General features: G+C 58.1%; 21 protein-coding genes and 2 pseudogenes. 13 read left to right on the top strand and 10 right to left on the bottom strand.

Annotation, left to right across the window (positions count from 1 at the left end; genetic code table 11):
* Positions 1 to 855: 855 nt before the first annotated feature.
* Positions 856 to 1,145: pseudogene (locus tag H8B02_RS20630) on the top strand (transposase); the annotation flags it as partial.
* Positions 1,146 to 1,554: 409 nt separating this feature from the next.
* Entirely contained in the window at positions 1,555 to 1,725 is a 171-nt protein-coding gene (locus H8B02_RS20625; RefSeq protein WP_229167907.1) for a hypothetical protein, read from the top strand.
* A gap of 945 nt (positions 1,726 to 2,670) precedes the next feature.
* Here the strand turns inward: H8B02_RS20625 and H8B02_RS20620 are convergent.
* The 3 genes from H8B02_RS20620 to H8B02_RS20610 all read right to left on the bottom strand — a co-directional run bounded on the left by H8B02_RS20620 (position 2,671) and on the right by H8B02_RS20610 (position 6,821).
* Positions 2,671 to 3,534, bottom strand: a complete 864-nt coding sequence (locus tag H8B02_RS20620) for an alpha/beta fold hydrolase (protein ID WP_229167906.1) — start codon at positions 3,532 to 3,534, stop codon at positions 2,671 to 2,673.
* 302 nt (positions 3,535 to 3,836) lie between these two features.
* Positions 3,837 to 4,991 (bottom strand): glycosyltransferase, encoded by a 1,155-nt coding sequence (locus H8B02_RS20615; protein WP_229167905.1) that lies wholly within the window; start codon positions 4,989 to 4,991, stop codon positions 3,837 to 3,839.
* Positions 4,992 to 5,591: 600 nt separating this feature from the next.
* On the bottom strand, positions 5,592 to 6,821 hold the full coding sequence (locus tag H8B02_RS20610; protein WP_229167904.1) for a glycoside hydrolase family 18 protein: 1,230 nt from the start codon (positions 6,819 to 6,821) through the stop codon (positions 5,592 to 5,594).
* Between the two features lie 297 nt (positions 6,822 to 7,118).
* On the opposite strand from H8B02_RS20610, the gene H8B02_RS48580 reads away from it, so the two are divergent.
* The 6 genes from H8B02_RS48580 to H8B02_RS20585 all read left to right on the top strand — a co-directional run bounded on the left by H8B02_RS48580 (position 7,119) and on the right by H8B02_RS20585 (position 13,222).
* Positions 7,119 to 7,313, top strand: coding sequence for an ATP-dependent endonuclease (locus H8B02_RS48580; protein ID WP_312001071.1), 195 nt, complete (start codon positions 7,119 to 7,121; stop codon positions 7,311 to 7,313).
* Between the two features lie 272 nt (positions 7,314 to 7,585).
* A complete protein-coding gene (locus H8B02_RS20605; protein WP_229167903.1) occupies positions 7,586 to 8,371 on the top strand; it encodes a class I SAM-dependent methyltransferase in 786 nt (261 codons plus the stop codon).
* Positions 8,372 to 9,074: 703 nt separating this feature from the next.
* Positions 9,075 to 9,305, top strand: a complete 231-nt coding sequence (locus H8B02_RS20600) for a hypothetical protein (RefSeq protein WP_229167902.1) — start codon at positions 9,075 to 9,077, stop codon at positions 9,303 to 9,305.
* A gap of 37 nt (positions 9,306 to 9,342) precedes the next feature.
* Positions 9,343 to 11,316 (top strand): tetratricopeptide repeat protein, encoded by a 1,974-nt coding sequence (locus H8B02_RS20595; RefSeq protein WP_229167901.1) that lies wholly within the window; start codon positions 9,343 to 9,345, stop codon positions 11,314 to 11,316.
* A 363-nt stretch (positions 11,317 to 11,679) separates the two neighbouring features.
* Positions 11,680 to 12,840 (top strand): MFS transporter, encoded by a 1,161-nt coding sequence (locus H8B02_RS20590; RefSeq protein WP_229167900.1) that lies wholly within the window; start codon positions 11,680 to 11,682, stop codon positions 12,838 to 12,840.
* A gap of 34 nt (positions 12,841 to 12,874) precedes the next feature.
* A complete protein-coding gene (locus H8B02_RS20585; RefSeq protein WP_229167899.1) occupies positions 12,875 to 13,222 on the top strand; it encodes a DUF3088 domain-containing protein in 348 nt (115 codons plus the stop codon).
* 31 nt (positions 13,223 to 13,253) lie between these two features.
* On the opposite strand, the gene H8B02_RS20580 is transcribed toward H8B02_RS20585, so the two are convergent.
* The 5 genes from H8B02_RS20580 to H8B02_RS20565 all read right to left on the bottom strand — a co-directional run bounded on the left by H8B02_RS20580 (position 13,254) and on the right by H8B02_RS20565 (position 19,454).
* Complete coding sequence (locus H8B02_RS20580; protein WP_229167898.1) at positions 13,254 to 14,225, bottom strand: LysR family transcriptional regulator; 972 nt, start codon at positions 14,223 to 14,225, stop codon at positions 13,254 to 13,256.
* A 603-nt stretch (positions 14,226 to 14,828) separates the two neighbouring features.
* The gene (locus H8B02_RS20575; RefSeq protein ID WP_229167897.1) at positions 14,829 to 16,970 is read right to left on the bottom strand and encodes a prolyl oligopeptidase family serine peptidase; all 2,142 of its coding nucleotides are present in this window, start codon (positions 16,968 to 16,970) and stop codon (positions 14,829 to 14,831) included.
* Between the two features lie 596 nt (positions 16,971 to 17,566).
* Positions 17,567 to 18,100, bottom strand: a complete 534-nt coding sequence (locus H8B02_RS20570; RefSeq protein ID WP_229167896.1) for a DUF2285 domain-containing protein — start codon at positions 18,098 to 18,100, stop codon at positions 17,567 to 17,569.
* A 58-nt stretch (positions 18,101 to 18,158) separates the two neighbouring features.
* Positions 18,159 to 18,350, bottom strand: a complete 192-nt coding sequence (locus H8B02_RS49005; protein WP_376711691.1) for a transcriptional regulator domain-containing protein — start codon at positions 18,348 to 18,350, stop codon at positions 18,159 to 18,161.
* A gap of 471 nt (positions 18,351 to 18,821) precedes the next feature.
* The gene (locus H8B02_RS20565; protein WP_229167895.1) at positions 18,822 to 19,454 is read right to left on the bottom strand and encodes a type VI secretion system ImpA family N-terminal domain-containing protein; all 633 of its coding nucleotides are present in this window, start codon (positions 19,452 to 19,454) and stop codon (positions 18,822 to 18,824) included.
* Positions 19,455 to 20,244: 790 nt separating this feature from the next.
* Between H8B02_RS20565 and aepX the strand changes: the two genes are divergently transcribed.
* The 4 genes from aepX to H8B02_RS48105 all read left to right on the top strand — a co-directional run bounded on the left by aepX (position 20,245) and on the right by H8B02_RS48105 (position 22,510).
* Positions 20,245 to 21,114 carry a phosphoenolpyruvate mutase gene (gene aepX / locus H8B02_RS20560; RefSeq protein ID WP_229167913.1) on the top strand — a complete coding sequence of 290 codons (870 nt, stop codon included), beginning with the start codon at positions 20,245 to 20,247 and terminating at the stop codon, positions 21,112 to 21,114.
* Between the two features lie 464 nt (positions 21,115 to 21,578).
* Complete coding sequence (locus H8B02_RS20555) at positions 21,579 to 21,782, top strand: hypothetical protein (protein WP_229167894.1); 204 nt, start codon at positions 21,579 to 21,581, stop codon at positions 21,780 to 21,782.
* An 18-nt stretch (positions 21,783 to 21,800) separates the two neighbouring features.
* Positions 21,801 to 22,166: an aminotransferase class I/II-fold pyridoxal phosphate-dependent enzyme gene (locus H8B02_RS48110; protein WP_283842218.1), complete on the top strand. Its 366-nt coding sequence runs from the start codon at positions 21,801 to 21,803 to the stop codon at positions 22,164 to 22,166.
* Positions 22,136 to 22,510 (top strand): aminotransferase class I/II-fold pyridoxal phosphate-dependent enzyme, encoded by a 375-nt coding sequence (locus H8B02_RS48105; protein ID WP_312001068.1) that lies wholly within the window; start codon positions 22,136 to 22,138, stop codon positions 22,508 to 22,510. Before H8B02_RS48110 ends, H8B02_RS48105 begins: the two co-directional genes overlap by 31 nt.
* A gap of 214 nt (positions 22,511 to 22,724) precedes the next feature.
* Here the strand turns inward: H8B02_RS48105 and H8B02_RS20545 are convergent.
* Both H8B02_RS20545 and H8B02_RS20540 read right to left on the bottom strand, forming a co-directional pair.
* Positions 22,725 to 23,170: pseudogene (locus H8B02_RS20545) on the bottom strand (YbgC/FadM family acyl-CoA thioesterase).
* 417 nt (positions 23,171 to 23,587) lie between these two features.
* A complete protein-coding gene (locus tag H8B02_RS20540) occupies positions 23,588 to 24,280 on the bottom strand; it encodes a hypothetical protein (RefSeq protein WP_229167893.1) in 693 nt (230 codons plus the stop codon).
* 162 nt (positions 24,281 to 24,442) lie between these two features.
* Here H8B02_RS20540 and H8B02_RS20535 point away from each other — a divergent pair, with 162 nt between their 5' ends.
* Positions 24,443 to 24,904, top strand: coding sequence for a DinB/UmuC family translesion DNA polymerase (locus H8B02_RS20535; RefSeq protein WP_229167892.1), 462 nt, complete (start codon positions 24,443 to 24,445; stop codon positions 24,902 to 24,904).
* Positions 24,905 to 25,097 lie beyond the last annotated feature (193 nt).

The raw sequence follows: 25,097 nt of genomic DNA, 5'->3' as shown, positions 1-25,097 counted from the left end.
CGAGGGATTCAGTCCGCCACAAGGAAGCCAAAGCGACGGAACCAGCGCCATCATGGCGCTGCCAGCATTGCACTGTTGCTGATCTTCGGCGGCACGATGCCGATCATGATTGCAGTTGGTCTATCTGTGCTGATGCTGTTGATGATGAGCGACTGCTCCGGACCAACCGGGTCGCCGCCGCCCTCGAGTGGGGTTCCACTCCCACCTGAACCTGGGCGCAGCTCGTATTAAGCTCGTTTCTAAAATGATCTTTGCAGTGCGAGCGAAGTTCCTTGCAACTATCTCCGAGAGGGATGATGGTTCCAACATCACGGGCCGTGGGTAATCCGTAGCGCGGTTGGCAGAGAGACCGACAGTTCTCCCGCCTGCCAAACATGGGAGCCGAGCGCCATGAGCGAGCTCCTACTTTCCAAGCAAATTGATCCTCTGGACAAGCGTTTCTGTGAGGAAGCGGATCGATTGCGGAAGGTAGCCCGTGGCACTCCGCCAGATGTTGCGCGCGACAGGCTTATTCTCCGGGCTCGCCAAGCTGAGGCCGCTTGCCGGGTGACGGAGTGGTTAGCCTCACGGGAGCTCTGGGCACCAACCTGAGAGGGCCGCCGCGTAGGTAGCATCTTTGGCTGAACCTTTCCTCGCGCCGGCAGGACGGATCAGTCGTCCGTGAAGAAGTCCCCAAGGCGTTGAGCAGGAATCGGTTTTTGACGCCTTCAGGGAGTTTGAGATTGCAAGCTTTCGAGAGTTGAAGCCGCGAAAGCTTGCGATTTCGTCTTAAGGATTTCCTCGAATCGCTGGTCATGATTCCGTGGTCGCAACGGAGGGGACGATGCGACGCCGGAGACGACGGGGGAAGGCGATCTGTTTTGCGCCAGGCTGGATCAGGTCATCAATCTGAAGCATGAGCTGGTGCAGCTCGCCGCCAAGATCGACTAGGAGTGGATCGATCAGGAGATTGCGACGCTCTACAGCGAGAATGGCCGGCCGGGGGATCGAGACCCGCTTACGGCCTGTCCGATGAAGCGGTGTGTGAGCGCTGGGTCTATGACCCGTATTTCCAGTACTTCACCGGCTTTGAGTTTTTCCGGCACGCGTTTCCGCACGAGCGTTCCGACCTCAGCCATTGGCGCAAACGACTAGGCGACAAGCTTTCCCGACCGACGCCACGCTGGTCACGGAGCCCGAAAAGGCCGGGGTCGGCGTGCCAATGCTCGATGTTCACGATTTGTTCTAGCGTGAGGGTCTCTCCGAGCGTGTCGCGCGAAAGCGCGCCAGCTGCAAAGCTCCAACAGCCAGCAGATGCGCCGCCAACGTCATTCTCTCCGCCGTCGGCTGGCCACAATCTCCGCCTCGTCCTCGCCTGGCTGAGGCTCCTGTTGCGCCTAATCTGGAACGTCTTGTCGCAACTCCTCACCGCCTCGACCGCGCTCAAATGGGCTTCTTAACGGACGACGATTGCATCATCCACCCGGAACGGCCCACAGTCGAACGCGCGGTTGGCGGTGGGCCGATGCAGCCGCACGTTGGTCCCCTAAGAGTTTGCCCCTTTTTGAGACAAAGTTGTCCCCCGAGCCCAAAAACAATCGAAAACACGCCGATTCGGCGGGTTTCCAGTTTTTGCCATCGCAACCGATCGGCCAGGCCTGCCCGACCCTGATCATCATCGGCATCTTCGGCTGCCGTTTCATAGGCGCGGCGCCGCTGCTGCTGCCGGTGATGATCGTCCGATGATGAGCGTGACGATGGTCGGCTTCGGCTAGAAGAGTTCCCGGAACCCAGTCTTTCAAGCGGGGCGCTTTGGTACTTTTGGTCGCCAGATTGCTGGAGGAAAGGCCACGACGACGGTGCCTTTCGACTCCGGAACTTTTTCATCGATCTACGGAACCCATTGACAATTAATCATCTTATTGCCCCACGCAGCAAACTAGTGTGATTGGACAACATCAAACTAGTGTAATTGAACAACACACCGGGGAACGTCGGCTGAGATGACGGGCGGGAGAAGGCCCGGATCGTGGTGGGGAGCTTTGAGGAAAGTATAGACCTCTCCGAGGTCGCACGGCGCAATGGCCTAGCCCTTGGGCTGCTCACGGTGTGGCGACACCAGGTTGCGGCGGCGGAAGCGGGCAACGCGCCGAACTCTCCGCCAATCCAAAATGATACGGAGAGCACCAGCAAAGCCCGCGAACGTATGTCGTTGGCAAAGGAGATCAGCAGGGCGCCGATTAGGGCCTGGGAGATGATCAAGCTCGAGCTGAGTGGGACGCCATCTGGGCGAGCCGCGAGTGGAATTGACGACGCTGTCTACGGTGCTGGCGGCGCTTCGGGCATCCGGGAATTGCACTTAGGTCCATCAAAGTGGTGCTGCCGACACGGCCGGTCACCTTTCGCAAGTCGGTGCGCACGCCGTCGGCGTTGGTGAACTGCGCGCGGAGCCTTATTGCGGCGATGTCTTCGTATTTCGCAGCAAGCGCATGACAGAGTGACGCTCAGGGCGTGAGACGGCAGCGGCATGGTGCTGGTAACGAACTTTCTGCGCCGCTGACTGAAAACCGGTGCAGTACTTGATGCCGGCGACGGGTCGCAGAGAAGGCGTGGCGCACCGAACCCAGCAGGACCAATTCGCCTTTGCCACCAATCTAGCTCGCGATCACAGACAATTCGATATTTCCGTATCTATTCAAGGCTTCTACATCTGTGCCTGAGGCCGACGGCCAAGAAGCGATCCAGCATGCCATTGACCTGGTCTGCGACCTCGATCGTGTTGAAATGCCCGGCGAGCATTGTCTTCGCTGTTACCAGCTGTGGACAGATCTCCTGCAGCCGATCTAGGTCGCGCATCGCGTTCACAAGCGGGACATCTGCGGAAATATAGGCCATGGGAATCCGGCAGGCTTCTGCTGCGGGGACGGGATCATAATTCAAGGTTGCGTTCCGTATCATCGAATAGGCCACATGCTGTGGGGTTTTCTCGCACGACGGAAGTACGTAGGTCTCGTAGATCATCGTTCGCCGGGCGGGATCGTCAAAATCGCAGCCCATCTCCCACGCGTTTGCCCTTAAGACCGCCAGATAGTTGGGCCCGCCAATGCCTTCCAGGAGCCCTGCAAGCTCGCGAGATTCACGCAAAACCGGAGGCGGCATGACAATGGTGTCGATCATGACCACGCCTGAGGCCAGCTCAGGATAGCGGCCACACAGTTCGAGCGCGATCCGGCCTCCCATGCTGTGGCCGATCACGATGGGCTTGAGCAGTCCAAGTTGAGCGCATTGCCAAGCGATATCGTCAGCAAACCCCGCGATGGTGTACTCCTGCTCGGGCGCATCGCTGGCACCGTGGCCGCGAATATTGACGGCCACGACACGACGGCTTTGAGAAAAATGGGCGATCTGCGGCGTGAAGATGCCGTGGTCGCCGGTCCAGCCATTGATAAGAAGCAGCGGAGGGAATTGCGGGGCTGCAGGTCCGGCCTCAACATGAGCCAAACGCACGCCGTCGCGAGACAACAGGATGGGCTTCAATGCGCCACAGGAAATCACGGCCTTTCTCCTAACTTGGCTGGCATTCGAGCAACTAGACAAGATGTTTGGCCGGAAGAACGACGCCAACATAGGTGGCGAACGCCAACGAGCAAAAGAAAAGCATCAGCGCAGCCATCGAAAATACCGAATGCCTGTCATAAAGCGTAGCGAGGATTGGGATGAAATGCGCAGGGCCATATTTCTCGTGATCGGCGGAAAGGCTAGCGTGTCGCAGCTTCGAGGTGTTTTCGCGAGGGAGCCAATGCATCGACCAGGTGCCAGCCCCCGGAGATCGCCGAATCGGCACCAGACGTAGCTGGTCACGAGCGGCTTCGTCGCCGTCGTCCGATCGCGGCAAGAATCTCCATCTCGTGGACAAGAGGCGATGTATCGATATCAGCGTTGATAATCCCGCCGAGCTTTCGGGCCGCGATCTTGAATTGCGGTTCCGCAATCAACTGCTTTATCGCTGCCGTTATCTCCGATTCGGACGCTGTCGGCCCCAATCGAAGCCCTACTCCCTTCGCTTCGACCCGCGCTGCGTTTGCCGACTGGTCTCGTCCCATTGGCAGAACGAGCTGCGGCAAGGCATTGATGATTGAACGGGTGACCGTCCCGTGGCCGCCCTGTGATATGACAACAGAAACATCCTTCATGACGGAGTCGTGGGGCGCGCCGCGCACCAGATGGATGTTCCTCGGAGCACGAAGATCGGCCATGTCCAGATTCGGCCCAGCTGTAAAAACAGCTTCGATATCAATGGCGCTGACGGCATTGATGACGCGTTGAAACAAGTCTCGCTGGCCCTGCGCACCGGTGCTGCAGGCGATCAGCGCGCGGGGACAACCGGCTCGCGCGGACCAGGGGGCCTGCCACGACCCCGACCAACTCGGCACATCGAGCAAAGGCCCGATATAGCGGAAACTGCCCGGAAGGGAGTCTGCCTCGAAGTCGAAGGCCTGACTGACCGCCAGCAGAACGCGATCGGCCTGGTCGAACAGGTCCATAGCGCCTGGAAGAACCGGAAGGCCGAAATCGACGCGGGCTTTATTGAGGATCGGAAGGGACGCGTTCATCGCCGCAGCGAGCGCGGCAGAGGCTGCAGCGACTGCGGCGCGCTCCTCCGGCGTTTTCGGTTGCCCCAATCCGGACGTCGCAGGCGGTATTCCCGGAAGACTCCGAATGCTGACGTGAGGGGAGAGAAACGCGAAAGGCACGCCACACGCTTGCGCCCCGACCGCCGCGCCAAACAGGAGGTCGAGGCCGAGGACCGCATCTGTTGGCACGCGGCCAATCTCGTCGCGAATGTCGGCCGCGTAGGCCGAGCAAGGCTCAAAGACGACCCTGCGCATCCGATCCCGCAGGTCTGAGACATCCACTGGGTCCGCGGCCTCCCCCTTTGGGGCACGGCGCCATGTCACGAATTCGAAATCAGCAGCCTCGACTTCTGTTCGCATGGCCGGATCGGCGATCACCCGGACATGATGACCATGCCGGCGCAATCGGCGAGCCGCAGTAAGCAGCGGACTGAGATTTCCCAACGTGCCCCACGAGGCGAAGAGAAGATTGTAAGAAGTCACCGGTAACCCTTTTCGCAGTCACGCATTCGAAAATCTGCTTCCACAGTGCACCGCGTCAGCTTTCTTGTTGGCGAGATCTTCTCGAGCTGTCTCGGCCTAGCGGTTGCGATGTGGCGCAATCTCTCGTAGAGAACTCGAGCGAACGCACCGCGACGAAGTGCCTCACGCTTTAATGCGTCGACGTAACGATATTTGCCGATTCATTGCCGCCGCATGCCGTTTTCGTTATGGCCTCAAACTTACGATCTGACGCCACGTGAGATTCAAGCTATTTTTGGCGATCGCGCAGACCTCATTGCAATTTGCCACCAGCGAAGGTGCATCTCCGAGCATTGTCGCCAGCATAATCCCGAACGATGCTGCCGGTTGTCAGACTCCGACCTTGCCGGTTTCAAGCCGGCGCGTATCTGATCCCACAGCACCGACTTGGCCCGCGGCTGAATTCGTTCGAGACGCGCGGATGATGCGCTTCAACGCGACGCGATGACCACGATCCTATTCGGATCTTCGCGCGGGAGGGACACGGAGTGCCGCGAGTAGCGAACCATCATCGGCGAACAGGTCCCAGATCATGACCCCAGCGAGTGCATGGGCGCGGGCATACATCGCCTTACGTGCGATGGAGAGCGGATCGTCGTAGCTGATCCATATGCGCCGTTCGGCGTTATACAGCCACGGCACCTGAGCCTCGTCGCTCCAAAACCGGCGAAAGCCGTGCTTCTCCGGTCGCCTCGCGACGAGATCCCGGTAATCGACGCCGTCGCTGCCTCCCCACTCTTCACTCGCTGTCGCCCCATTTTGGAAGAGCCCGCCATTCTGCGGCGGAACGTTCGCGACAGCTCGGCCAAAGAAGGCCATCCCGAGCGTCAGCTTCGCCGGCGGCACGCCGACCCGGATCAAGGCATTCACACTGGCATCGACATTGAGATCGGGATATGGATCGCCGGCGCAGGCGAACAGCGGAGCATTGAAGGCGGCAAAGGCCGAGCCTGCGTGAAAGTCGTAGGCCATCAGATGAATTCGGTCGACCAGCCCGGCCAGAGCGGCCGCCTCCAGATTGACGATCTTGTCGGGGGCGGCCGACACCGCAATGGTGAGCTCCATTTCCCTGCGCTCCAACGCGGAAAACTCGGCGAGCTTTCGGCGGACTTCGGCAATCAGGAGCGTAAAATTACCACGGTCTTCAGGGCGCGCGACATTCCCTGCCCGTCCTCCTGACACGGGAAATTCCCAATCGACGTCCACACCATCGAACAGGCCGGGATACGGCCGAAAGAACGCATCGATCACGGATTGTGCGAACCGCGCGCGAGAGCGCGGCGTGACAGCAGCGGCCGAGAAATACCTCGACCCATTCCAACCGCCCAATGAAATCAGAACCCGAAGCTGCGGATTGTCCCGCTTCAATTCGGCGAGTTGGATAAAGTTACCGCCGAACGGACTCGACGGCGCGGTTCCGTCGCAGGCTCCTGCGTCAAGGCAACGATCCGCAAGTTCAGCCAGTCCATCTGCCGAAACGGTGCCGAATGCGTACATCAAGTGGGTCAGCTCGCGCGCCGGGATCATCTTGATGCCTGGACCCCCGGGCCGGGCCTTCCAGGGGGCGACATAGCCGGCGACCACGGGGCGCCCGGCCGGTGCGGTCCGCCCCTGCTGCACCAGCGCGTATCCGCATACGAGCGTAGAAAACCCGGCTGCGGCGAAGGTTCGACGATCAACTGCCACGGATCACGACCTCCTCTCTGTCGAGAGTGTCCCTGCGCCAGCCGATAACGCGATCACCTGCAAGACATACCCCCTTCTCACTACCGAGGGCGAGAACGAAACGCTTCAGGATCCCTGCGGAACCGTCCCTCGGCTCTGCTCCTTCTGGCCAGGAGAAAGAGCATGGATTTCTCTCCTTCGGCAACTCGTTGCGGCAAGATCTTCGAGCGTCCATAAGCCCTGATCCATCAGCGCCACCGCATCCGCCGCAGCGCCATCGTCAACTAGCATGCCTATCTTCGAGCGCACCATGCCGATTTGTTTTTCACTGATGCAGCCATTCTGGTCGAAGGGCCAGCGGAACGTATGCTGTTGCCAAATTTGATCCGCAACAACTACGAGCGGTTGAACCAGAGCTACGTAACACTATTGGAGATCGGCGGCAGTCACGCCCATTGTCTCAAACCGCTCATCGACTGCCGTGGCTATTTGCGCTTATCTTACAGATCTTGATTGGGTCGATGCCACTGGAAATTTGGCGCGGCCGCACAGGGGGGCTGACCAAAAGACGAACAATGACACGTTAAGACGTGGGTAGCGAAGCTCCCTAATGTCGACGCGCTAATGGATGCCGATGAGAAGACCAAGATATCGGAAAATTCCGACGATCAGCTCTTTGCCGTTCCCGCCGCCGATCAAACGCCGGTAAAAATGCAGCTTCGATGAGATAAATTCGTCGGGATCGGCGAGAGAAATTGATTCTTGTTTAGTCAAAAGGAAACGCGATGAAAGAAACGGTTGATGATCGCCTATTGGCAGCAATTGATCGGCTAGCAAAATCTTCCAGCGAGGTCGCCAAAGCTTTGTCGACAATGCTTGGCAAGCAGGACATTGCAAATGAACACCTGCGCAAACTTGTAACCGCTGCGGAAATGTACGGGCTACCCAGAACAAACCATAGCTTGTTTCGTACTTTGTCTGTGATTGCGCAGGAACAAGCCATTGAGATAATCCGCACAGAAATGGCTGATGCTGTGTTTTTTGCCGATCATGATGAGTTCAGGTTTGATGCCTTGTCAAAAGCGGGTGCGGGTGTTGCCCTCGAGTTCGGCGTCTATAGCGGTTACACCATCGGCGCCATGGCCGAGCGATTTCCAGAGCGGAAGTTTTATGGCTTCGATAGCTTTAATGGCCTCCCGGAGCGCTGGAACGGATACCTTCCAGTGGACTTCGATCGTGGAGGCAAGGCGCCTGACGTTCCGGAGAACGTAGAGCTTATTGTTGGTCTATTTGATGAGACGGTTCCGGTGTTTGCTCAGCGCGAGCTGCCCGTTGCGTTCATCCACGTCGATTGCGACATATATTCAAGCACAAGAAGTATCTTTACGGGGCTCAAGTCTCAGATTCGTCCGGGATGCGTTATCGTGTTTGACGAATACTTCAACTACGTAGGATTCGAGAAGCATGAAAGATTGGCTTTCGACGAATTCATCCGTGAGACCAACTATGGTGTCAATTGGATATCGTATTCGGGGCAACAGGCCGCTTGTGTACTGACGACGGGTGCGTAGTGCCTATGGGAGATCGGTTGTTTCAGGCTGCCTATCCCTAGGCAAGCGCCTTTCTTTGGATTCATACCGCGACAATCCACGCCGCCGAACAACCGAACAGACCAGGCCCCGTTCGCAATGAACCACGGAATCTGCATCACAATCAGGCCACGATATGCTGCGGCTCTCGGGACCGCCCGAATTGTAGGGCACTCGCTAAGGCCGCGCATGGGAGCAAGAAATCAAACCGTCATCGGCTCGGTCGCAATCTGCGGATGAGAAAATAGTAGATTTGATCGCATGAGCGACTTGCAGCGGACGCACCGCATTTGCATGGGCGCCGCGTAACCAGCGGCACCGAAATCGCGCCTTGTAAGCGGCTCAGGTGCCAACCTGCTGGCGTATCCGATCCGGACCGCCCTTTCAATTTTTTTGACAGCTGATCTCAAGGAATCTCGCTGCGGATTGGTCCGCCAACTCACTATCCTTTTCCTGCACGATCGGCCGCGCTTTCGGTTGGTCTGGCGTGCCAGAGAAGGAAAGGAAAACGTGATGAAAAAGAAGATCGCTGAGATCAAGACCACCATCCGCACCACCACTCCGTACACGGGTACGCTCTAGATTTCGACGAGCGCCTTGAATGCATCTACTTGATGAGAGCATAGCGGCATCGGAGGGTGGTCCTTTTGATCACCCTCCTTTGTGACAGGTTTGGGGAGAGTAAATGGTTGATTTGATCCAGCAGCGCGTGCTTCCAGCCATATCATCATCTCTCGAGATCAGTCCGATCACGATTTTGAAGGCAGAAGGCGGCATGGCACCCGTGCCGACGATCAAATCGGGTACTCGCGAGCTCTGGCTCGAATCTCTCAATCACCGACGGCGACTGGCGAACCGGCGGCTATCTTGCCGGGCTGCAAACGCTCATCGACGCCGAACTGAGGTGGGCTACTGAAAATAGGCCAAAACTGGTTGAGGCGGCACAACAATCCTTGAAGCGACTGTTCCCTCTCCTGGTCAGCGAAGCCTTTACCGTGCCGAAGGATCTCACCAATACCTCGAACAAGGAGGAGCGTACGCGCTTCTATCATCACGAATACCAAAACAAGCTCCTGGTCGGACTAGCCGAATTCCTGATCAAGTGTGCCCAAGAGCGCCAGGATCGTCACACAATCGTCATCGACCGGGCGGCTGCCCTGTCGAATTCGGCGAAGAATCTGATCAAGCTGCTGGTCAGGCTTAACGACGATGCGCGGCTGTTTCGGTTTGTCCTGATCGATTATGAACAACGCCTGTATTTTCCGGACGCCAGCGAGGTTCATTTCGGCAGATATAGCTTGCAGGAACTCGGGCCGCTCCTGGATCAGGATCTCGCTGCGGAGAAACAGCGACAGATCTATGAGGCAAGTGGCGGCAATCCGTTGATTGCGGAGGCTTTAGGCAAATGCGCAGCAGCCGGATTGCCGGTCATCGGCTATCTCGATCCGATCGCGACCGTGGACCTTTATCTGGCCAGCCACAACACCGGGGAACGGCACAGCCTTCTCAAATCGTACATTGAATCCGATTGCACGACGCCTGATCTGATCGCGCAACGAAACTATGCAACCTTCGAGCAGGCGGCCGCAGATCATCTGCACGAGCAGCTGCACCGCGCTTGCCTGGACCGCTGTCTGGCGGGCGAGGCGCCGCTCGTCATGCTTCATGCGCTATCGATACGGGACAAATACAATCGTCTGGAACTGCTTGCAGAGCCGAGTCAGATCCTCCAGAGCATCGGCCTGTATGATCTCTGGTTTGGCTACTTCGGAGAACTTTTCGCCGATCCCGCGCTTCGCACCTACGGCTGGGGAGATGCTCCGGTGAACGCCGCCTTCATCAACGCGGCTTTTGTGCTGTATTCGCTCGGCTGCGGGCGGGCGTCGGTTCCCTATCTGGATGAATTCTACAAGACTTTCCCCAAGAGCCGATACACGCCAACGGTTCTCTACGCCCAATCAATGACCTATGGACGCTATCAGCAGCCGGTCAACCTCACGCTGGCCGAACAGTACGCCGTGCGGAATCTGGAGACCATCGAGCGGGATTTCAGGGGTCACGACAAGTACGACTACATCAAGGTGTTTGCAGAGAACGCATATGCCTACATCAAGGCCAAGCAGGAAAAATACGTCGAAGCCCTAGCCCTTTGCGCCGAAGGCCTTGGCAAGATGCTTAAGGCGTATGGCGACGAGCGCTTCAAGCTTCACCAGTCCATTCTTATCTACAACACCAGTCAGGTCTATGAACTCATCAACGAACTTTCCCGGGCTGAGAAGCAGTTGCGTGAGGCCATCGCCTGCGATCCCTACTACGGAGAGTATCACAATGACCTGGGAAACCTGCTTTCGAAAGTACCCGGAAGGGAAGCTGAGGCGCTAGAGGCATATGCGCGCGCCATTGAGCTTTGTCCGCCCTATTACGAAGCTCATCTGAACAGGGCCGCACTTCGCAACAGAATGGGAGATGCCGCAGGCGCCCTCTCCGATCTCGACAGGACACTTGTCATCAAGCCAAACGAATGGCGAGCTCACTTCGAGAAGGGCAACATCTTGATGCGGCAAGATAGGCCGAAAGCTGCTCTGGAGTCCTATCTGTCGGCAGCCGAGATCAATTCCAAGAACCCCGATCTACAAAGCAACCTCGGCCTTGCCTATTCCGAGCTTGGCAAGGCGACGGAGAGCATCGCGCACTATCTTCGAGCCCTCGAACTCAACCCTCGGCACGCGCCCACGCACAACAATCTCGCCATCGAGTACTTCAACGAGGGCCGGCCAGATATATCACTGAACCACGCTACCGTCGCTGTCGAGATTGGCGGCGATCCAGACTACCTCCTCACCCGTGTGCACATCCAGAGAAGTCTGGAAGCTGACCTAGCCTCGCGGCGGGACCGAGCTTGCGCGTCCTCCGCCGAGCCGTCATGAACTTGCGGCTCATGGCATTCTTTGCGTCAAAGCCGAGAGGCGTGCGACAGGATCGCAAGGAAAATAGTAGCTGCATCTCAAAGCTCTGGGCAGAGTCCAGCTGGTCCTGTTCCGCGACAAGCGCTGTTCTTTGGGGATCTGACCGGAAAAAGGACGGCCGAATTGGCCGGCACTTTGTCTTGAGCGACCACACGCCACAGGAGGCAGTTTGAATAGATGCCTTTTGACCAATCGTCCTATTGCGAGAGTGTTCGTCATGCTCTTCGCGGGCTCATCGCACCGAGGTCGCGGCATAAGACCAGCGTCAACTTTGCGTCCGCGTCAAGCGATATCCACTCGATGGCATCTTGAGCTAGGTCGACAATGAGTGGTTCGAGCATACGCCAACTCATCTATCTGTCGCATTTTATCATCCAGATCGGCGGCTGGGCGTTCCGAATCGGCATCCTGATCGGCCTTCTTCAATCCGGCATGAGCGCCGCAGGTCTCGGCGTTGCTGTCACTTTTGCGCCTATCATGCTTGGGAGCCTCTTCCTGTCGCCGCTGGTCGACAGAGGTGATCCGATCTCCGCCATGATGATTGTCAATGCGATTCGCATATGCACGCTGCTCGCCATCTTCGGCAGCGACGGAGCCGATTCCCTCCTGAGCTATGCCTCAATGGTTGTCCTGAGCCTGGTCCAGCCCGTCTACTTGTCTGCAGAAGTTGCTTTCTTCCGTCGTATCACATCGGAAGACGGCATGATCTCTGTGCTGCGCAACATTGCCAATATCGACTGGCTCACCTATCTGCTCGGAATGTTTGCAGGTGCCATGCTGTCCGATCAATTGCACTTGCCTGGAGTTTTGGCGTTCAACATATCGGCGATCATCATGTCCTTGATCGTGCTTCTTGGCATCAAGCAGCAGTTCAGAAGGACACCAGCGGTCCTTGAGGCGCGGCCTTCCGGAACTGTCCTGTACTTGGCACCGCTCTACCCCGCATTCCTTGCTGTCTTTCTGCTCAATCTCGGCGCCGGCATCATCAATGTCTATCCCGCAATACGTGCCACAACTGACGGGGTTCTCGATAGAAGCGTTCTATTGACGATCGTCATGATCAACGGCGTTTTCGCCTTGCTGGGGGCGCTGGCCGTCAAGCCGATTTTCAGCCTGTTGGGCGCCTTGCCAACCATTGCCGGGGCCGCAGCGCTGCTTGCGGGATGCCTTGGGATCATGTCACTCGATGCTGGCCTGCCTGTGGTCATCGCGTCCAGTAGCGCGATGCTTGGCCTTGGCCAAATATTTGCGGCTTCCGCTCACACGCACATGGTCTCCTCAGTGGCTTCGGATCGAGCCGGTCGCCTTTCCGGGTTATTTCAATGTTGCACCTATGGCGGCGTCGCGGGAAACGGCATTGCTTTTTCGCTTTTAGGTGATCAGCTCCCTTTCAGCATGATCGTACTACTATGCGCGGCGAGCGCATTTGTTGCTTTCGCCGTTGCGACCTTTGCCGTGGTCAAGTCAAGGGAATCTCAAGCTTGATGTCCTGTCGATCGCTAGATTAAGGATCCACACGATGCCATGGGACCAGCTGTTCCTTTTAGAACGCCCCTTTGCAGATCCGGCCTTACCAGGACGAGAATTCTATTGCTGGCAATGCTTGCTGTTGGACGGGGTGCTGTCCGCGTTTCCGAGCCGCGCTGCAAGGCTCGACGTTCGTCGAATTGCCTGGGCCAAGCCCCGGACCGCGCTGATCGAGAGGCTCGGCCAGGATCATCAGTCCGCGCCCGTTCTTATTTTGGAGAAGGGCCGCCTTCGACCAGAGAATGCGAAGTTCGCGAACGGGCTCGCCTATGTCGATGATCCGTTTGTAATCCTTCATCTTTTAGCTGCGCGCCATGGATTCCCAGCCCTTCATCCGTGAAGAGCGGCGCCTTGTAAGCCCATGATGGTCATCAACGGGTTGACGCGAGCATTGGCCCAGCGGGAAGCTTTAATTGACCAGCCCGCCTGATCTGCCGAGTTGCGGCCTGCAAAGGCGATGGCAGATGATCCCGGCTCAGTATGTCTGACAGCACCCAGCGCTCGAACTCTTTAACAGCCGCGATACTTTGCGCGCGCCCATTGACAAACATGTAGATTGAGCGATTGACCGGCACAAAGCCGAACGGAGCCACAAGCTCTCCTTTCTCAAGGTTACTTCGGACCAGAATTTGCGAGGATATTGCGGCTCCAAGACCACTTTTTGCCGCCTCGACAGCCAAAGAAAATGTATCGAACACGACGTGGCGCGATCCTTCCAAGCATATTGCAGCTGCGCTGGCCCATTCGCTCCAGGCGTCTAACCTGGCGGCCTCGTGCAGCAGAGGAATAGATAGAATGTCCTCCCGGCTTTTGATCGCCTCGATCGTAGCGGGCGCACAGACAGGACCAATCAACTCGTTCGATACGTGCACCTCACGGACGGGAAGCGGCCGCTTCAAAAGGCCGGAAACGAACAACACGTCCAACGCACCAACAGCCAGCGCGTCTAGATCGGCATCGGTCTCAAAGACAAGATCAATGTTCTGATGGAGTTCGCGGAACGCACCAATACGGGGCAACAAACCGTGCAACAAAAATGTGGTTGAGCACCCCACCACCACGGAACGTCCTGCATCGCGCCTTCGTAGCTCATAGCATCCTTTCTCGAGCATTGTGAACGCGCTCGCACAGCTGCGCTTCAGCTGTTCGCCGTCGGATGTCAGCCGCACACCTGAACTATGGCGAACGAACAGCCTTCTGCCGAACCAATCCTCAAGAAGGCGCATCTGGTAGCTTACCGCGCCGGCCGTCATGTTTAGCCGCTCGGCTGCCCTTGAGAAGCTTGGAAACTCGCTGACCGCCTCAAACAAATGCAGGCTTTTCAGAATAGGTAGCTTGCGCATCTGACTTACTTCATGGCCACCACTAATTGCGATGAGTTATTTGTGATCGGGCTCTCATGCGCGAGGTTTTTCCCAACCAACCGACGCCGCTAATGCTGATTGGCCGGCCACGCCTGACCACTGAGACCGTTTCGGTGCCTTGGCTAGCACGCGAGTTCACCGACCCGGCATGCTGCTGCAATTGTCGACTAAGTCTCGATCGAGGCACATAGGCAATTCGAACTCTAGCATCTGAGGCACAGCTTGATGAGAAGTCCCGCTCGGTGGATCGTTTATTGCTCTGCGATCTCTCCAAAAACATGGAACGGAGTTTGTGGTTTGGAATAGCAAGTCCCGGGCCAATCATGCTCTGCACAACTTTGGCCGTCGAGCGAGATGGTGCCGGGCTAGCCTGAACGAGGGGCTGGCCACTGGCGAGCTCGTGTTCGACCTGTCTCGCCTATATGGCTTGCGAATTCCTCCAATCGCTCTCAAAATCCGAGCGTCACATCTTGCCTGCCGATTGTCTGGTTCGCTGCTATCGCTTCGCGTCCGGTTCGATGGATCAAGCTCCAGAACGTGGTGACGCCCAGATAAGCAATGGTCGGGATTTATCTGCCTCGATCAGTCCCGTCCGCTAACTTCCTCGGAACAGAGCCGCTTCGATGCATAGGTGTATTCAAGGGCTAGTCGACGCGCATGTTCGGTGAGATTGGCCGCGGCGCTGTGTCCCCCGTCGATGTTCTCGTAGTAGAAGTAAGGCTGGCCCAGCGCGGCGAGCTTTGCTGCAGCCTTGCGGCCGTGCGCTGGATGCACGCGGTCGTCCTTGGTGGAGGTAAGAATTAAAGGAGCGGGGTAGGTGTTGCCCGGTACCAGCTTCTGATAGGGCGAGTAAGCTTCGATCCACGCGCGCTGCTCGGCGATGGCGGGATCACCGTACTCGGCAATCCAGGAGGCGCCCGCGCCCAGGCTGGTGTATCGAAGCATGTCAAACAGCGGCACCTGGATGATCGCCGCGTTGAAGAGCTCGGGACGTTGGGTGATCGCGGTGCCAACAAGCAGGCCGCCCTGGCTGCCGCCAATTACGCCCAGCCGGCGCGGACTTGTGATCTTGCGGCGGATCAGGTCTTCGGCAACGGCAATGAAGTCATCCCATGTCGTCTGCTTCGTTGCCCCCTGGGCTGCTTGATGCCATTGTGGGCCAAACTCGCCGCCCCCGCGCAGATTTGCAACGACATAGGCATTGCCCTGTTCGAGCCAGAGCCGCCCCACGGGTCCGAGATAGGAGGGCAGAAGCGAAGCCTGGAACCCGCCATAGCCATAAAGAAGTGTCGGAGTGGCGCCGTCAAACCTCGCGTTCTTCGGCCGCACCAGAAAATAGGGAATTGACGTGCCATCACGCGAAGTCGCTTGGAACTGCTCTACGACATGATTGGACGCAGCAAAGGCAGTCGGTGTCGTCTTCAATTCCTCAAGTTCTTGAGTTTCGGCATCAAAATACCAGACTGACGTCGGCCTGAGATAGTTCGAGACGGTGAACATCGCCTGGTCCGCTTCATCGGAGGTGGCTGACAGGCTGACATTTGTATGTTGCGGCAGCGGGATCGCCGTCGCCGACCAGGCTCCCTGATCGTACTTATAAGCGAACGCTTTGCTCTGAACGTTCTCGAGGACCGTCAGGATCAACAAATTCCTTGTGGTGTCTACGTCGCTCAGGGCCTGGCGGGGCCCAGGCTGGAAGACAAGCGATGGTCTGGCGCGCTGAGGATCCTGTTTCCATTCGGCCAAGTCATACGAGATCAGCGATCCGGCGGCGAAGCTGATATCACCAGACGGTGTCCAGTCCTCGTCAAGCTCCACAAGCAGCCGGCCACTCGCGAGCCCGACGATCGCGGCCTTCTTCGGCAGATTGAGTTTGATGGGCCCATCGGGGCGGAAGACCACGTACTCATGCTCGAAAAACCTGACCACGCGGACGGCCCCGGTCGCATGGACATGACCTTCGCTATCTCGAAGCACCAAGGGCCACGTCTGAACATCGGTAGGCTCGCCGCGAAAGATCTCGCGAGCCTCGCTGAGCGGCTGAGCGCGCTTGAGCTCTTTCACCACAAAGGGGTAGCCGGCCTGCGTCAAAGTCCCCTCACCCCAGTCCCGTGCAACAAGGAGTGTGTCATCATCGACCCAGCTGACGTTCTGCTTGCCCTCTGGAAGATAAAAGCCGTCCGCAACAAAGGATTTGGCCTCGCTGTCGAACTCGCGTATGGACACGGCATCCTTGCCGCCGTCGGAAAGACTAATCAGGCAGAGACGCTCTTCAGGCGGCAGGCTGCTGCCACCTTGAAAGACCCAATTCTTGTTCTCGGCGATGGCCAATGCGTCGACGTCGAGGATGGTTTCCCACTGTGGATCTTGGCTACGATAGCTTTCTAGCGTGGTGCGCCGCCAGACGCCGCGCACCTGGTCCTCATCTTTCCAGAAATTTTCCGAGCCGCGCCGTCCAAGCGAAACGTATGCAATTCGATCCTTGGCCTGCAGGATGCTGAGCGCCTGTTCGTAGAAGCGCCGATAGCGGGGATCTGATTGGAGCACGCCGAGCGTCTTGTCATTCTCGGCGCGTGCCCAGGCCAACGCGCTCGCCCCTTCGATCTCCTCGAGCCAAAGGAACGGGTCGTCAGCCGCGGCCGCGGTCGTCGGCGCCTGCGAAACCGTCGTGGCGGTGAAAGAGGCAATCGAGAGCAATGCGGCAGAGAGCAGTGATGTTTTCATAGGCTTGCTCCGGATGAGGTCGAATGTCCGCGCTCACAGGCTTCGCGGTCAGGCGCAAGCGGCGCAAAACGAGCAGCGATCCCGAAACGGGCATAGATGGTTTGTGCCAGCTGGCGGCGCATTAAGTGCAAGCTGCGTGCCGGCTAAAGACTCGCGAATTTCAGCCGCTCAGGGCCGCACGGCCATGTCCGCCTGCGGACATTGATTGCGAAGCCGACATCGATAGCGTGCCGGCCGGACGGCCTGTAAGCGGTAAGCAGTTTCGATCCTTGCGGGCCATGAACGGGACAGCGATGCAGCCGCCGGCCAGCGCAATGCTTGCCTCCGGAAAGCTTGCTCCCCCCAGAGCGTTACCGGTCAGACCTGTCGACGTGCGTCATCACGAAAAAGAGCAGCGCGTTAATCAGCAGCCAGATCGCGATCAGGCTCAGGGCGGTGTACATGGCGACCTCCAAATCGTTCACTGCAAGCGTTTGCCGGGCTGGACGCGCTCCGTCGCGGTATTCGCACCAGAGATTTCACCAGCGGGACATACTCGTTTGCCTGGGGGTTGCTGGCCTGGGAGCACGGCATGCAGCTGGCCGATCAGCGCGAGCTCAGGTGGTGTCATCACTGTCTTTGCCCTTATGGCGGAGCAAGTCACGATAGCCGCCTCGAATGAGGCGCAGCCCCATCTGGACCAGGCGAATGGTCCGGCTGCGCAGATCGTGTGTTTTCCACGCTCGATCAGGGATGCGAGACTTGCCAAAGAGGCCTTGCGCGATGTTGCGATAGCTGTTGCCTTCCAGCCACCCGTCCACCGCACGCAAGGCGAGGATGTGCCGATGCCGGGTCCCGATGGATTGAGCAAGAGGCGGCCGTCCGACGGGGCGCCTTTCGACCGCCAGCCAAAATCGATGTGCAGCCTGCAAGCGAAGGTCGAAATTCCGGTCGAACGGCAAGTCGACGGTAACCAATGATCCGCCCGGTGGAAGGTCTCTCAGCCAAAGCCGATGCTTCGCTCCTCCGAGCGGAACGATGGCATGCCATCCATCCGGCGCTTCACGAAGCGCGCTGCCTGCCAGGTCGGCGAAATCAAGCTCGTACGGATTGGACCCGGTCGAGCCGATCGCCGTGCGAACGGTCAGCACGCTCGACAGCGCCTCGGGCGACCAGAAAACAGCCTGATTGTCGAACGTCTCGTTCGGATCAGCTGCGAAATGTCAGCCCCCACTTCCGTCGGAAGTGGTCCGTCGCATCTGACCGTTTGCTCTCGACCAGGGCTCCGAAATCCTTTTGATATTCGCGATCGCGGCGCAGCCACTCCCAGGCTATGTCGGCCGGTTCTGCTTTCCTGACATTGTGGTATGCGCTCTCTGATCTCCAGTCGGCACCTGACATCGCACTATTTTCCCCGCTAGTTCTGAATGCACACGCAAGGAAACGGCATGGTTGTGACGATTTATGGTTGCACTCATTCAGATATTCAACAGTTGACACATTTATGCGATGGAACGATCAACTTTTGCGATGGGAAGAACACACGTCCGCTTCTCACACCGTCACTCTTCCCTTTTGGGCGCGCGTGCTGCAGTGATCGCGATCGCCCCGATGCGCTGAACGGCCAGCCGCGCGCCCGATGGGTTAGGGTGACGCATTGCGAAAGATCGAATCTGGCACGCCAGCAACAAAGCCGACCCGATGCGACGATCGCGTGGCGACGCCGGTATTGTCGAGCCCCTCGCTCACCGCAGAGATCCGGACAGTCGGGACTCGCACCTTTGCTGCAGAATATGAGCAAGTGGTCAGACAAACCAATCGCCACCGGTGCCAGCCATAGCGCTACGTTCGGTGTGCTGCTGCTTGAGCCGCTCAGCCGGGGACGCAGGTAGAGCAACCGCCATTGGGACCGGACACGGGACTGATGCGACTGGTGGCTCGTTCGTAATACGATTGCAGCGCCCGCAACAAAACGTCCAGGGTGACCTGCCCATTGACCGGCTTCCCCCCGAGTGCGCGAGCCAGCCCAACGAGCGCATCATAGGCGGCAATCACGGCTGAAGCGTCGGCCTCAGTCGGCTCGTTCGCAGCCAGCGCCGGCACGAGGCGAAGGAGCCAGTCGATTGCCGCGGCCCGCGCATCATCCCGCGTGAGCGGCGGAAATAACCCCTCCCAGTGCGCCTCCACCAAACCGCGCAGGACGCCGAGGCCGACGGCAAGACCCTCATATCCCTCGACCCGAAACAAGCCATAGGTGGCCCAGCAGGCGACCAGAATGTCTTTTGACCGGTTCGACAGGATGTTGAGCGACAGAGTATTGACCTTGCTCCAGTCAACCGCGGCCGGTCCGTCCAGGTCCATACGCCGAACCTCGGCCTCGAGCCGTTTGAAGGCGGCTGCCTGCCGAACATTGTTGCCGGCAGGTAGAGGACCAGGCATGGGCGCAGCGCCGTGGCGCGAACGCGCAGCGATGTTGTCGCGGACTACGATCCAGTAATCGATCATGCTGGCAATACCACGTGCGCGTTGCGATCGGTCACGTCATCGGAACAATCGACTTCGTGCCCGACCCGGACCATCCATTGAGAGTCGATGATGTTGCAAGCCATCGCTGCCACTCCTTCAACCGGCCATGCTGCCGACATGCCTCAATCAAGCCTTATGCCAATTCCGACAGGCTGATTGTAATACCGTATGCCCGGTCGGACGTGTCATGGGTCCGACAGCATGTTGCACACCCGACATGGGAGCCTCTAGCAGGCCTCAGGCCGGCTCAGTCATTGGCCCGCAGAAGTCCCTGGCCCGGGTACACCACGCCTACGCTCCTGCCAAAACCTCGATAGACGAGGAAACAGCCGAACATCTGCGGGAGCCGGGCAGCGGAAGTCGATGGCTGCCGATCACACTGCTACTGATAACCGGTCTCCAGGCCGACGAACGGGCGTCCTCCCGATCAGCCTTTGACGGCGCGCGCTACGTACGCCTGTTTCCCGTCTGCCTGACAGTCGGGGGGGGGGCGCGGAATGCGGGCGGATTGACCACCAGCGCCCGCGTGCCGTCTGAACAGTGCAGGAAGGCCGCAACGTCAACGCAATTTCCCCAATAACGATCGAGCGTCGCCAATCTCGAAGCCAGTCAACTACCAACGCTCGTCATTGATCGAGATGACAGAAACATGTCATGTCCACTTACGAACGTCGGCCGGTCAAGCACACAAGGATTCGACATGCAGGCCCCATCACCTTCTGTCCTCGCCAACGGCCATACCCGGTCCGCCAACCCGTCATTTGGCGAAATGATGCGATCTGAGGTCTGCTGCAGCAGCGAACTCTCGTTTCTCATGGAAGCGCATGATGGCCTCTCCGCCGCGATCGCCGAGCGCGTAGGTTTCAAGGGCCTCTGGGCATCGGGCCTGTCGATTGCCTCCTCTCTGGGTTACCGCGATGCCAATGAAGCGTCCTGGAGCCAACTTGTCGACGTAGTCGAGCGAATCGTGGACTCAAGCCAGCTGCCGGTTCTGGTCGACGGGGACGGCGGCTTCGGTAACTTCAACAACGCTCGTCTGCTGGCCCGCAAACTGCGTCAGTGTGGCGCTGCCGGCGTCGCGCTGGAAGACAGTTGTTTTCCGAAGATGAACTCGTTCGTTGGCGATCGGCATCCCCTCGCCGACATCGACGAGTTCTCCGGCCGCTTGCGCGCCGTGAAGGATACGGTCGCGGACGATCTGATCCTTGTTGCCCGTATCGAATCGTTAATCGCTGGACATGAAATCGACGAAGCAATCTCCCGCGCCCACGCGTACGCGGACGCGGGATCTGACGCGATCCTCATTCACTCGCGAAGGACCGCCGCGGACGAGATCTTCGCGTTTACGCGTGCCTGGCAGAACAAGTTACCGGTCGTGATCGTTCCAACGAAGTACTATCGAACCCCAGTCTCGGCATATCGCAGGGCCCGCATTTCCACGGTGATTTGGGCCAACCACTCCATGCGAGCTGCAATTGCCGCAATGCAGCAGGTTTGCAGTCGCATCATCGCTGAGGAGAATACTGCCAGCATTGAGCCCAATATTGCGACGCTCGACGAGGTCTTCGAGCTGCTGAAGTACGACGAACTCGCCCGTGCGGAATCGCGTTATCTTCACCCTCCTGACCTGGGGCAATAACTTCTCCATCGACGCTGCAACATACTCATTCTCGAGCGGTCCACTGCCATGCGACCGGCTGCCTTATCATCACGTTCCACCGAACCGTTCAGCGACGCCCAGAGTACTCTCTGAAATTGGACGATCCTTCGGCCGGCGCGCTCCTCTTGCGCGGCCGCTCCGTACCCTGCCGCAGCATCTCAGCCCAATCTCCCCGACTCAACGACCATCCAGTCATCGACGAGCGAACTTATTTCTCTCCGAGATAAACGCCAACGCGGACTATGACGTGTCTTGCGCGAGCTGTGACATCCCGCTGTCAAGCCCCCTAGCCCCCACAGCGGCAACAACCACAAGCAACATTCTGGATCGACGGAGAGCGCTCGTGTTGGCGCAACGCACAGTCTTGTTCAAATCGTCGGAGGACCGCTGCGGCGAGTACTGCTGCCAAAGCAGTTGCCGCAAGCGGCAAGGAAATAATCGATTTGACCGCCGGAGAGATCTGGAGCCACACGGCGCCATCAGTGCGGGAGGGCGCGATCTCCGCAATCAACTGCAACATCAACCGCTACTATACCGACTCGCTCGGTGTTATCGAGTGGCGTAACGCGCTCGCTCGCAAGATCTCCACCGATACTGGACAACCCTGGTCGGCCGATGAAATCGCTGTGACGAGTGGCGCGAAATAGGCGCTGTTCAATGCGGCCATGGTTCTCGTGAATCCAGGGGACGAAGTGCTGATCCCCGTTCCCTACCGGACCACTCTCCCGGCCCAGATCGTCATTGCCGGCGGGACGCCCGTCTTTGTTGAGACCCGGCACAACAACTATGTGCCGACGCTCTCGGACCTCAGGGCGGCCGTTACGCGAAAGACCAGGGCGATCGTGATCAATGCGCCGAACAATCCGACTGGAGCGGTTTATGACCGCGATACTCTTGCTGGCATGGCCCAGCTAGCCATCGACTGCGGGGTCTGGATCATCTTCGATGAATGCTACGCCGCTTTCGCCCACGCCCGCATTTCCATCATCCGATCGTCACCGTGGCGCCCCTTGCACGCAACCGTACTTTGATCGTCAATTCGTTCTCCAAGTCGTTGGCCCTCACCGGATGGCGAATTGGCGACCTGGCTGACCCAAGGACGGTTATCGGCGCCGTTAAAGCGCTGCAAAGCCATACAACCTTCAATCCCAATGTCATTGCGCAGCATGCGCTAGTGCATCACCTGGAGTCCGAAGACACCTCCTTCTCCAATTACAGCGTCACGTTTTCAACGCGCGGGCGCTCGGGCTGTCGATTCAGCGCTGACATCAATACCCACACCCGCCGCCCAAGGAGGGTTCTACTTTATCCCGATCTCACCAAACGCCAGCGGCCGAATCCAATGGCCGGCACTTCAACGCCGATGACATCGTAAGTGCATTGCTGATGGAGGCTGGTGTCGCGCCGGTGTCAGGCACAGCGTCCGAAGCAGGATTACTACTGCCAATCGCGACGCGGCAACCGGCTGTCTACTATGATAACGTCAAGTCAGAGAACACTGGTTTGACGATATCGCAACAGAACGCCAACCCGCCAACCCTTTGATTTCATTAGGGCGCTGGAAGGTCATAGCGTGAATAAGGGGGAGCTTACCTATGCCCTTCGACGGCGAGCCGCAGCGACTTAGGGATGCGTCGAGCCTTTCCGCCCGAGATAAACGCCACGCGTACACGCGCTGTGACCAGGAGATCGTCACCTCGCCTGCATTCCTGCAGCAAGGCCATTGACGCGCCCCTTACCTCTTGCGGGATCGTGATCACGTCAAGGAGGTCGTCCAGGACCGCCGGGCTTTAGAAAATTGATTGTCATCGGACGGACAACGAAGGAAGAGCCGGGCGCATCGTTCCCCGTTTCTTCGAGCAGCGCTCGCTGATTGGTTCCGAGCAGACGCAGGTAATTTGTTCTGCCGCGTTCCATGAAGCGCAAAAAATTCGCGTGATAAACAATCTGGCCGGCGTCAGTATCTTCGAAATAAATCGCGGACCTGCAAATGATGGCTGCCATCGCGAATTTCGCCATCAAGAAAGGCTGTCACAGTGGGATTTCCCTTTGGGCTTCTGGGTCCAATTGTCTTGCACAGGCGCTTTCTTCAGCAAGCGCCAATCGTGAGCTTGGCTCCTGCAGCGGGGCGGGATTCGGACCGGCAGAGGTCATCGAGCTAGGAGCGAGTCACACCTCTGCGGCGGGCTTTCATCAACTTGTTTCCCGACTGGTTGTACGAGCGCTTCCCGCTCCTGCCTACTAAGCTTTTGGATCACCCCGAAGACCAGCGACGGGCGCGCCATCAACACCTCTTGGTCTGGCCTGACGATCCGAATCATGAAGACGAGATTGAGAACGCCCTCGGTCGGCTCTCAAACTGTCGCATTTATTACTGTCAACATGCTCAAGCGACTGACCTATCGAAGGCCTAACTCAATGGACACTTCCTCACTGGAAACTATGTCGCCAGTCAAAATAGATGGCCTGTTTTTGCAACGACCGACATAACGACAATAAACTCAACAAGTACGAATCCTAAGACGCCTATCACGCCCGCGATAAGCGAAACATTCATGAATGCATGGGCGTCGTTCAGACATTTTATGTTTGAGCGAATACCTTGAGCATAGATGGCGGCCTGACCCGCCAATGAATCACGCAGGGAGCGCTTTTCTTGAACGTCCGGCGCCCAATGCGCAGGGTTATTGCCCGAGTAACTAAATGGAGTAGGCCGGGCGGCGCGCACCGCGTGGATTAACGCAAAGGCTAGAAAGCCAACAATCCACCCGATGCCCAACAGATGCCATCCGAGCGATGTGCCTACAGAAACCAATGTTGCAGTGCCGCCCACAATGGCAGCCAAGATGGCCGCTAGATAGACTGCCGTATTTATTGCACGCTGGTCAGAAGCAAGTCCGGCGGTCAACTGCGCCGCTAAGAACGACTCGGCTTCACGAACGATTTCCTTTAGAACTTCGAGGTCGGCCATTTTAAGTGTTTCGGCGAGCTTTTTGCGATCATCATTAGTCATGGGGGAACCCAATGTTTCCAGATGAGCCAGAGCGTGGCCATAAGAGGCCACCGCAAAACGATATTGAAAAGCAGATAATTCGAGAACAGCGCGAACAGGAGGAGCGCAGACGACGAGAAGAAGAAGCAGCACGGCAGCGCGAACGGCAGAAACGAAGAGAAGACTAGATGCCGTAATGGGCCCTGCTCCGAGCGAGGGGTGACGATGGTGGCTGTCCCCCGATAGATGATGAAACGGGGTCACGACGTGAGTCGGCCCCAAGCATCTGGAGACGGAGGACAGCCGTGGAGAACTATGCCGGAATTGACGTGTCATTGGAAACTGTCGAGCGTATGCGTTGTGGATGCCCAGGGTATCGACGAGCGTCCCGTCCGCGCGAACCGGGTTCAAAAGTCTATCGGTGCCGAGAATACATTCTCGCAGGACTTGGCGGACTACGAGGCCCTAGGGGCGGAGTTGCAGCCCCTGATCGAGAAGGTCTGGCGTCACTGCGAAACCACGGGCGCGCGGGGCCGGACGGCGACGCTCAAGGTGAAATTTTCGGATTTCGAGTTGATCGCCCGCAGCAGGTCAGTCGCTATCATCGACTCTGCGAGCGATCTCTCCCGCCTTGCTCTCGAACTACTGGCGCAGTTAACGCCACCCAAGAAGGCGATACGGCTGCTTGGCATCTCCGTTTCCGGTTTTGCCGTGCAAGACCCCGAAGAAGAGCAACAATTGCCGCTCGCGTTGGATGAGCTTGGTGTCCAGGGATGATTTAGGATGCCATCAGGTATATGCAGTTTTATCGACGCTCGTTACCAGTCTGATGAACTGCGGCATTTTCCAAGACAGTATAGCTGGGCCAGTACACGGGGGCGCCTAACGCGCGGATAACGGCAGAGCAACGTTTTCCGACCGCCGAGCGCAACATTGGACCGAATAATCAAGTAGAAATCCAATTACGATT

Source organism: Bradyrhizobium altum, from assembly GCF_020889705.1.
Lineage (GTDB): Bacteria > Pseudomonadota > Alphaproteobacteria > Rhizobiales > Xanthobacteraceae > Bradyrhizobium > Bradyrhizobium altum.
Note: the sequence above shows the minus strand (reverse complement) of the source record. Positions and strands in the feature narration are given on the sequence as shown.

Bases quoted from the DNA above. Each gene is read 5' to 3' on its own strand.
- H8B02_RS20605 (WP_229167903.1), top strand. From the start codon at position 7,586: ATGAAAGAAACGGTTGATGATCGCCTATTGGCAGCAATTGATCGGCTA.
- H8B02_RS20600 (WP_229167902.1), top strand. From the start codon at position 9,075: ATGGTTGATTTGATCCAGCAGCGCGTGCTTCCAGCCATATCATCATCT.
- H8B02_RS20590 (WP_229167900.1), top strand. From the start codon at position 11,680: ATGAGTGGTTCGAGCATACGCCAACTCATCTATCTGTCGCATTTTATC.
- H8B02_RS20585 (WP_229167899.1), top strand. From the start codon at position 12,875: ATGCCATGGGACCAGCTGTTCCTTTTAGAACGCCCCTTTGCAGATCCG.
- H8B02_RS20580 (WP_229167898.1), bottom strand. From the start codon at position 14,225: ATGCGCAAGCTACCTATTCTGAAAAGCCTGCATTTGTTTGAGGCGGTC.
- H8B02_RS20575 (WP_229167897.1), bottom strand. From the start codon at position 16,970: ATGAAAACATCACTGCTCTCTGCCGCATTGCTCTCGATTGCCTCTTTC.
- H8B02_RS49005 (WP_376711691.1), bottom strand. From the start codon at position 18,350: ATGTCAGGTGCCGACTGGAGATCAGAGAGCGCATACCACAATGTCAGG.
- H8B02_RS20565 (WP_229167895.1), bottom strand. From the start codon at position 19,454: ATGATCGATTACTGGATCGTAGTCCGCGACAACATCGCTGCGCGTTCG.
- aepX (WP_229167913.1), top strand. From the start codon at position 20,245: ATGATGCGATCTGAGGTCTGCTGCAGCAGCGAACTCTCGTTTCTCATG.
- H8B02_RS48110 (WP_283842218.1), top strand. From the start codon at position 21,801: ATGGTTCTCGTGAATCCAGGGGACGAAGTGCTGATCCCCGTTCCCTAC.
- H8B02_RS20535 (WP_229167892.1), top strand. From the start codon at position 24,443: ATGCCGGAATTGACGTGTCATTGGAAACTGTCGAGCGTATGCGTTGTG.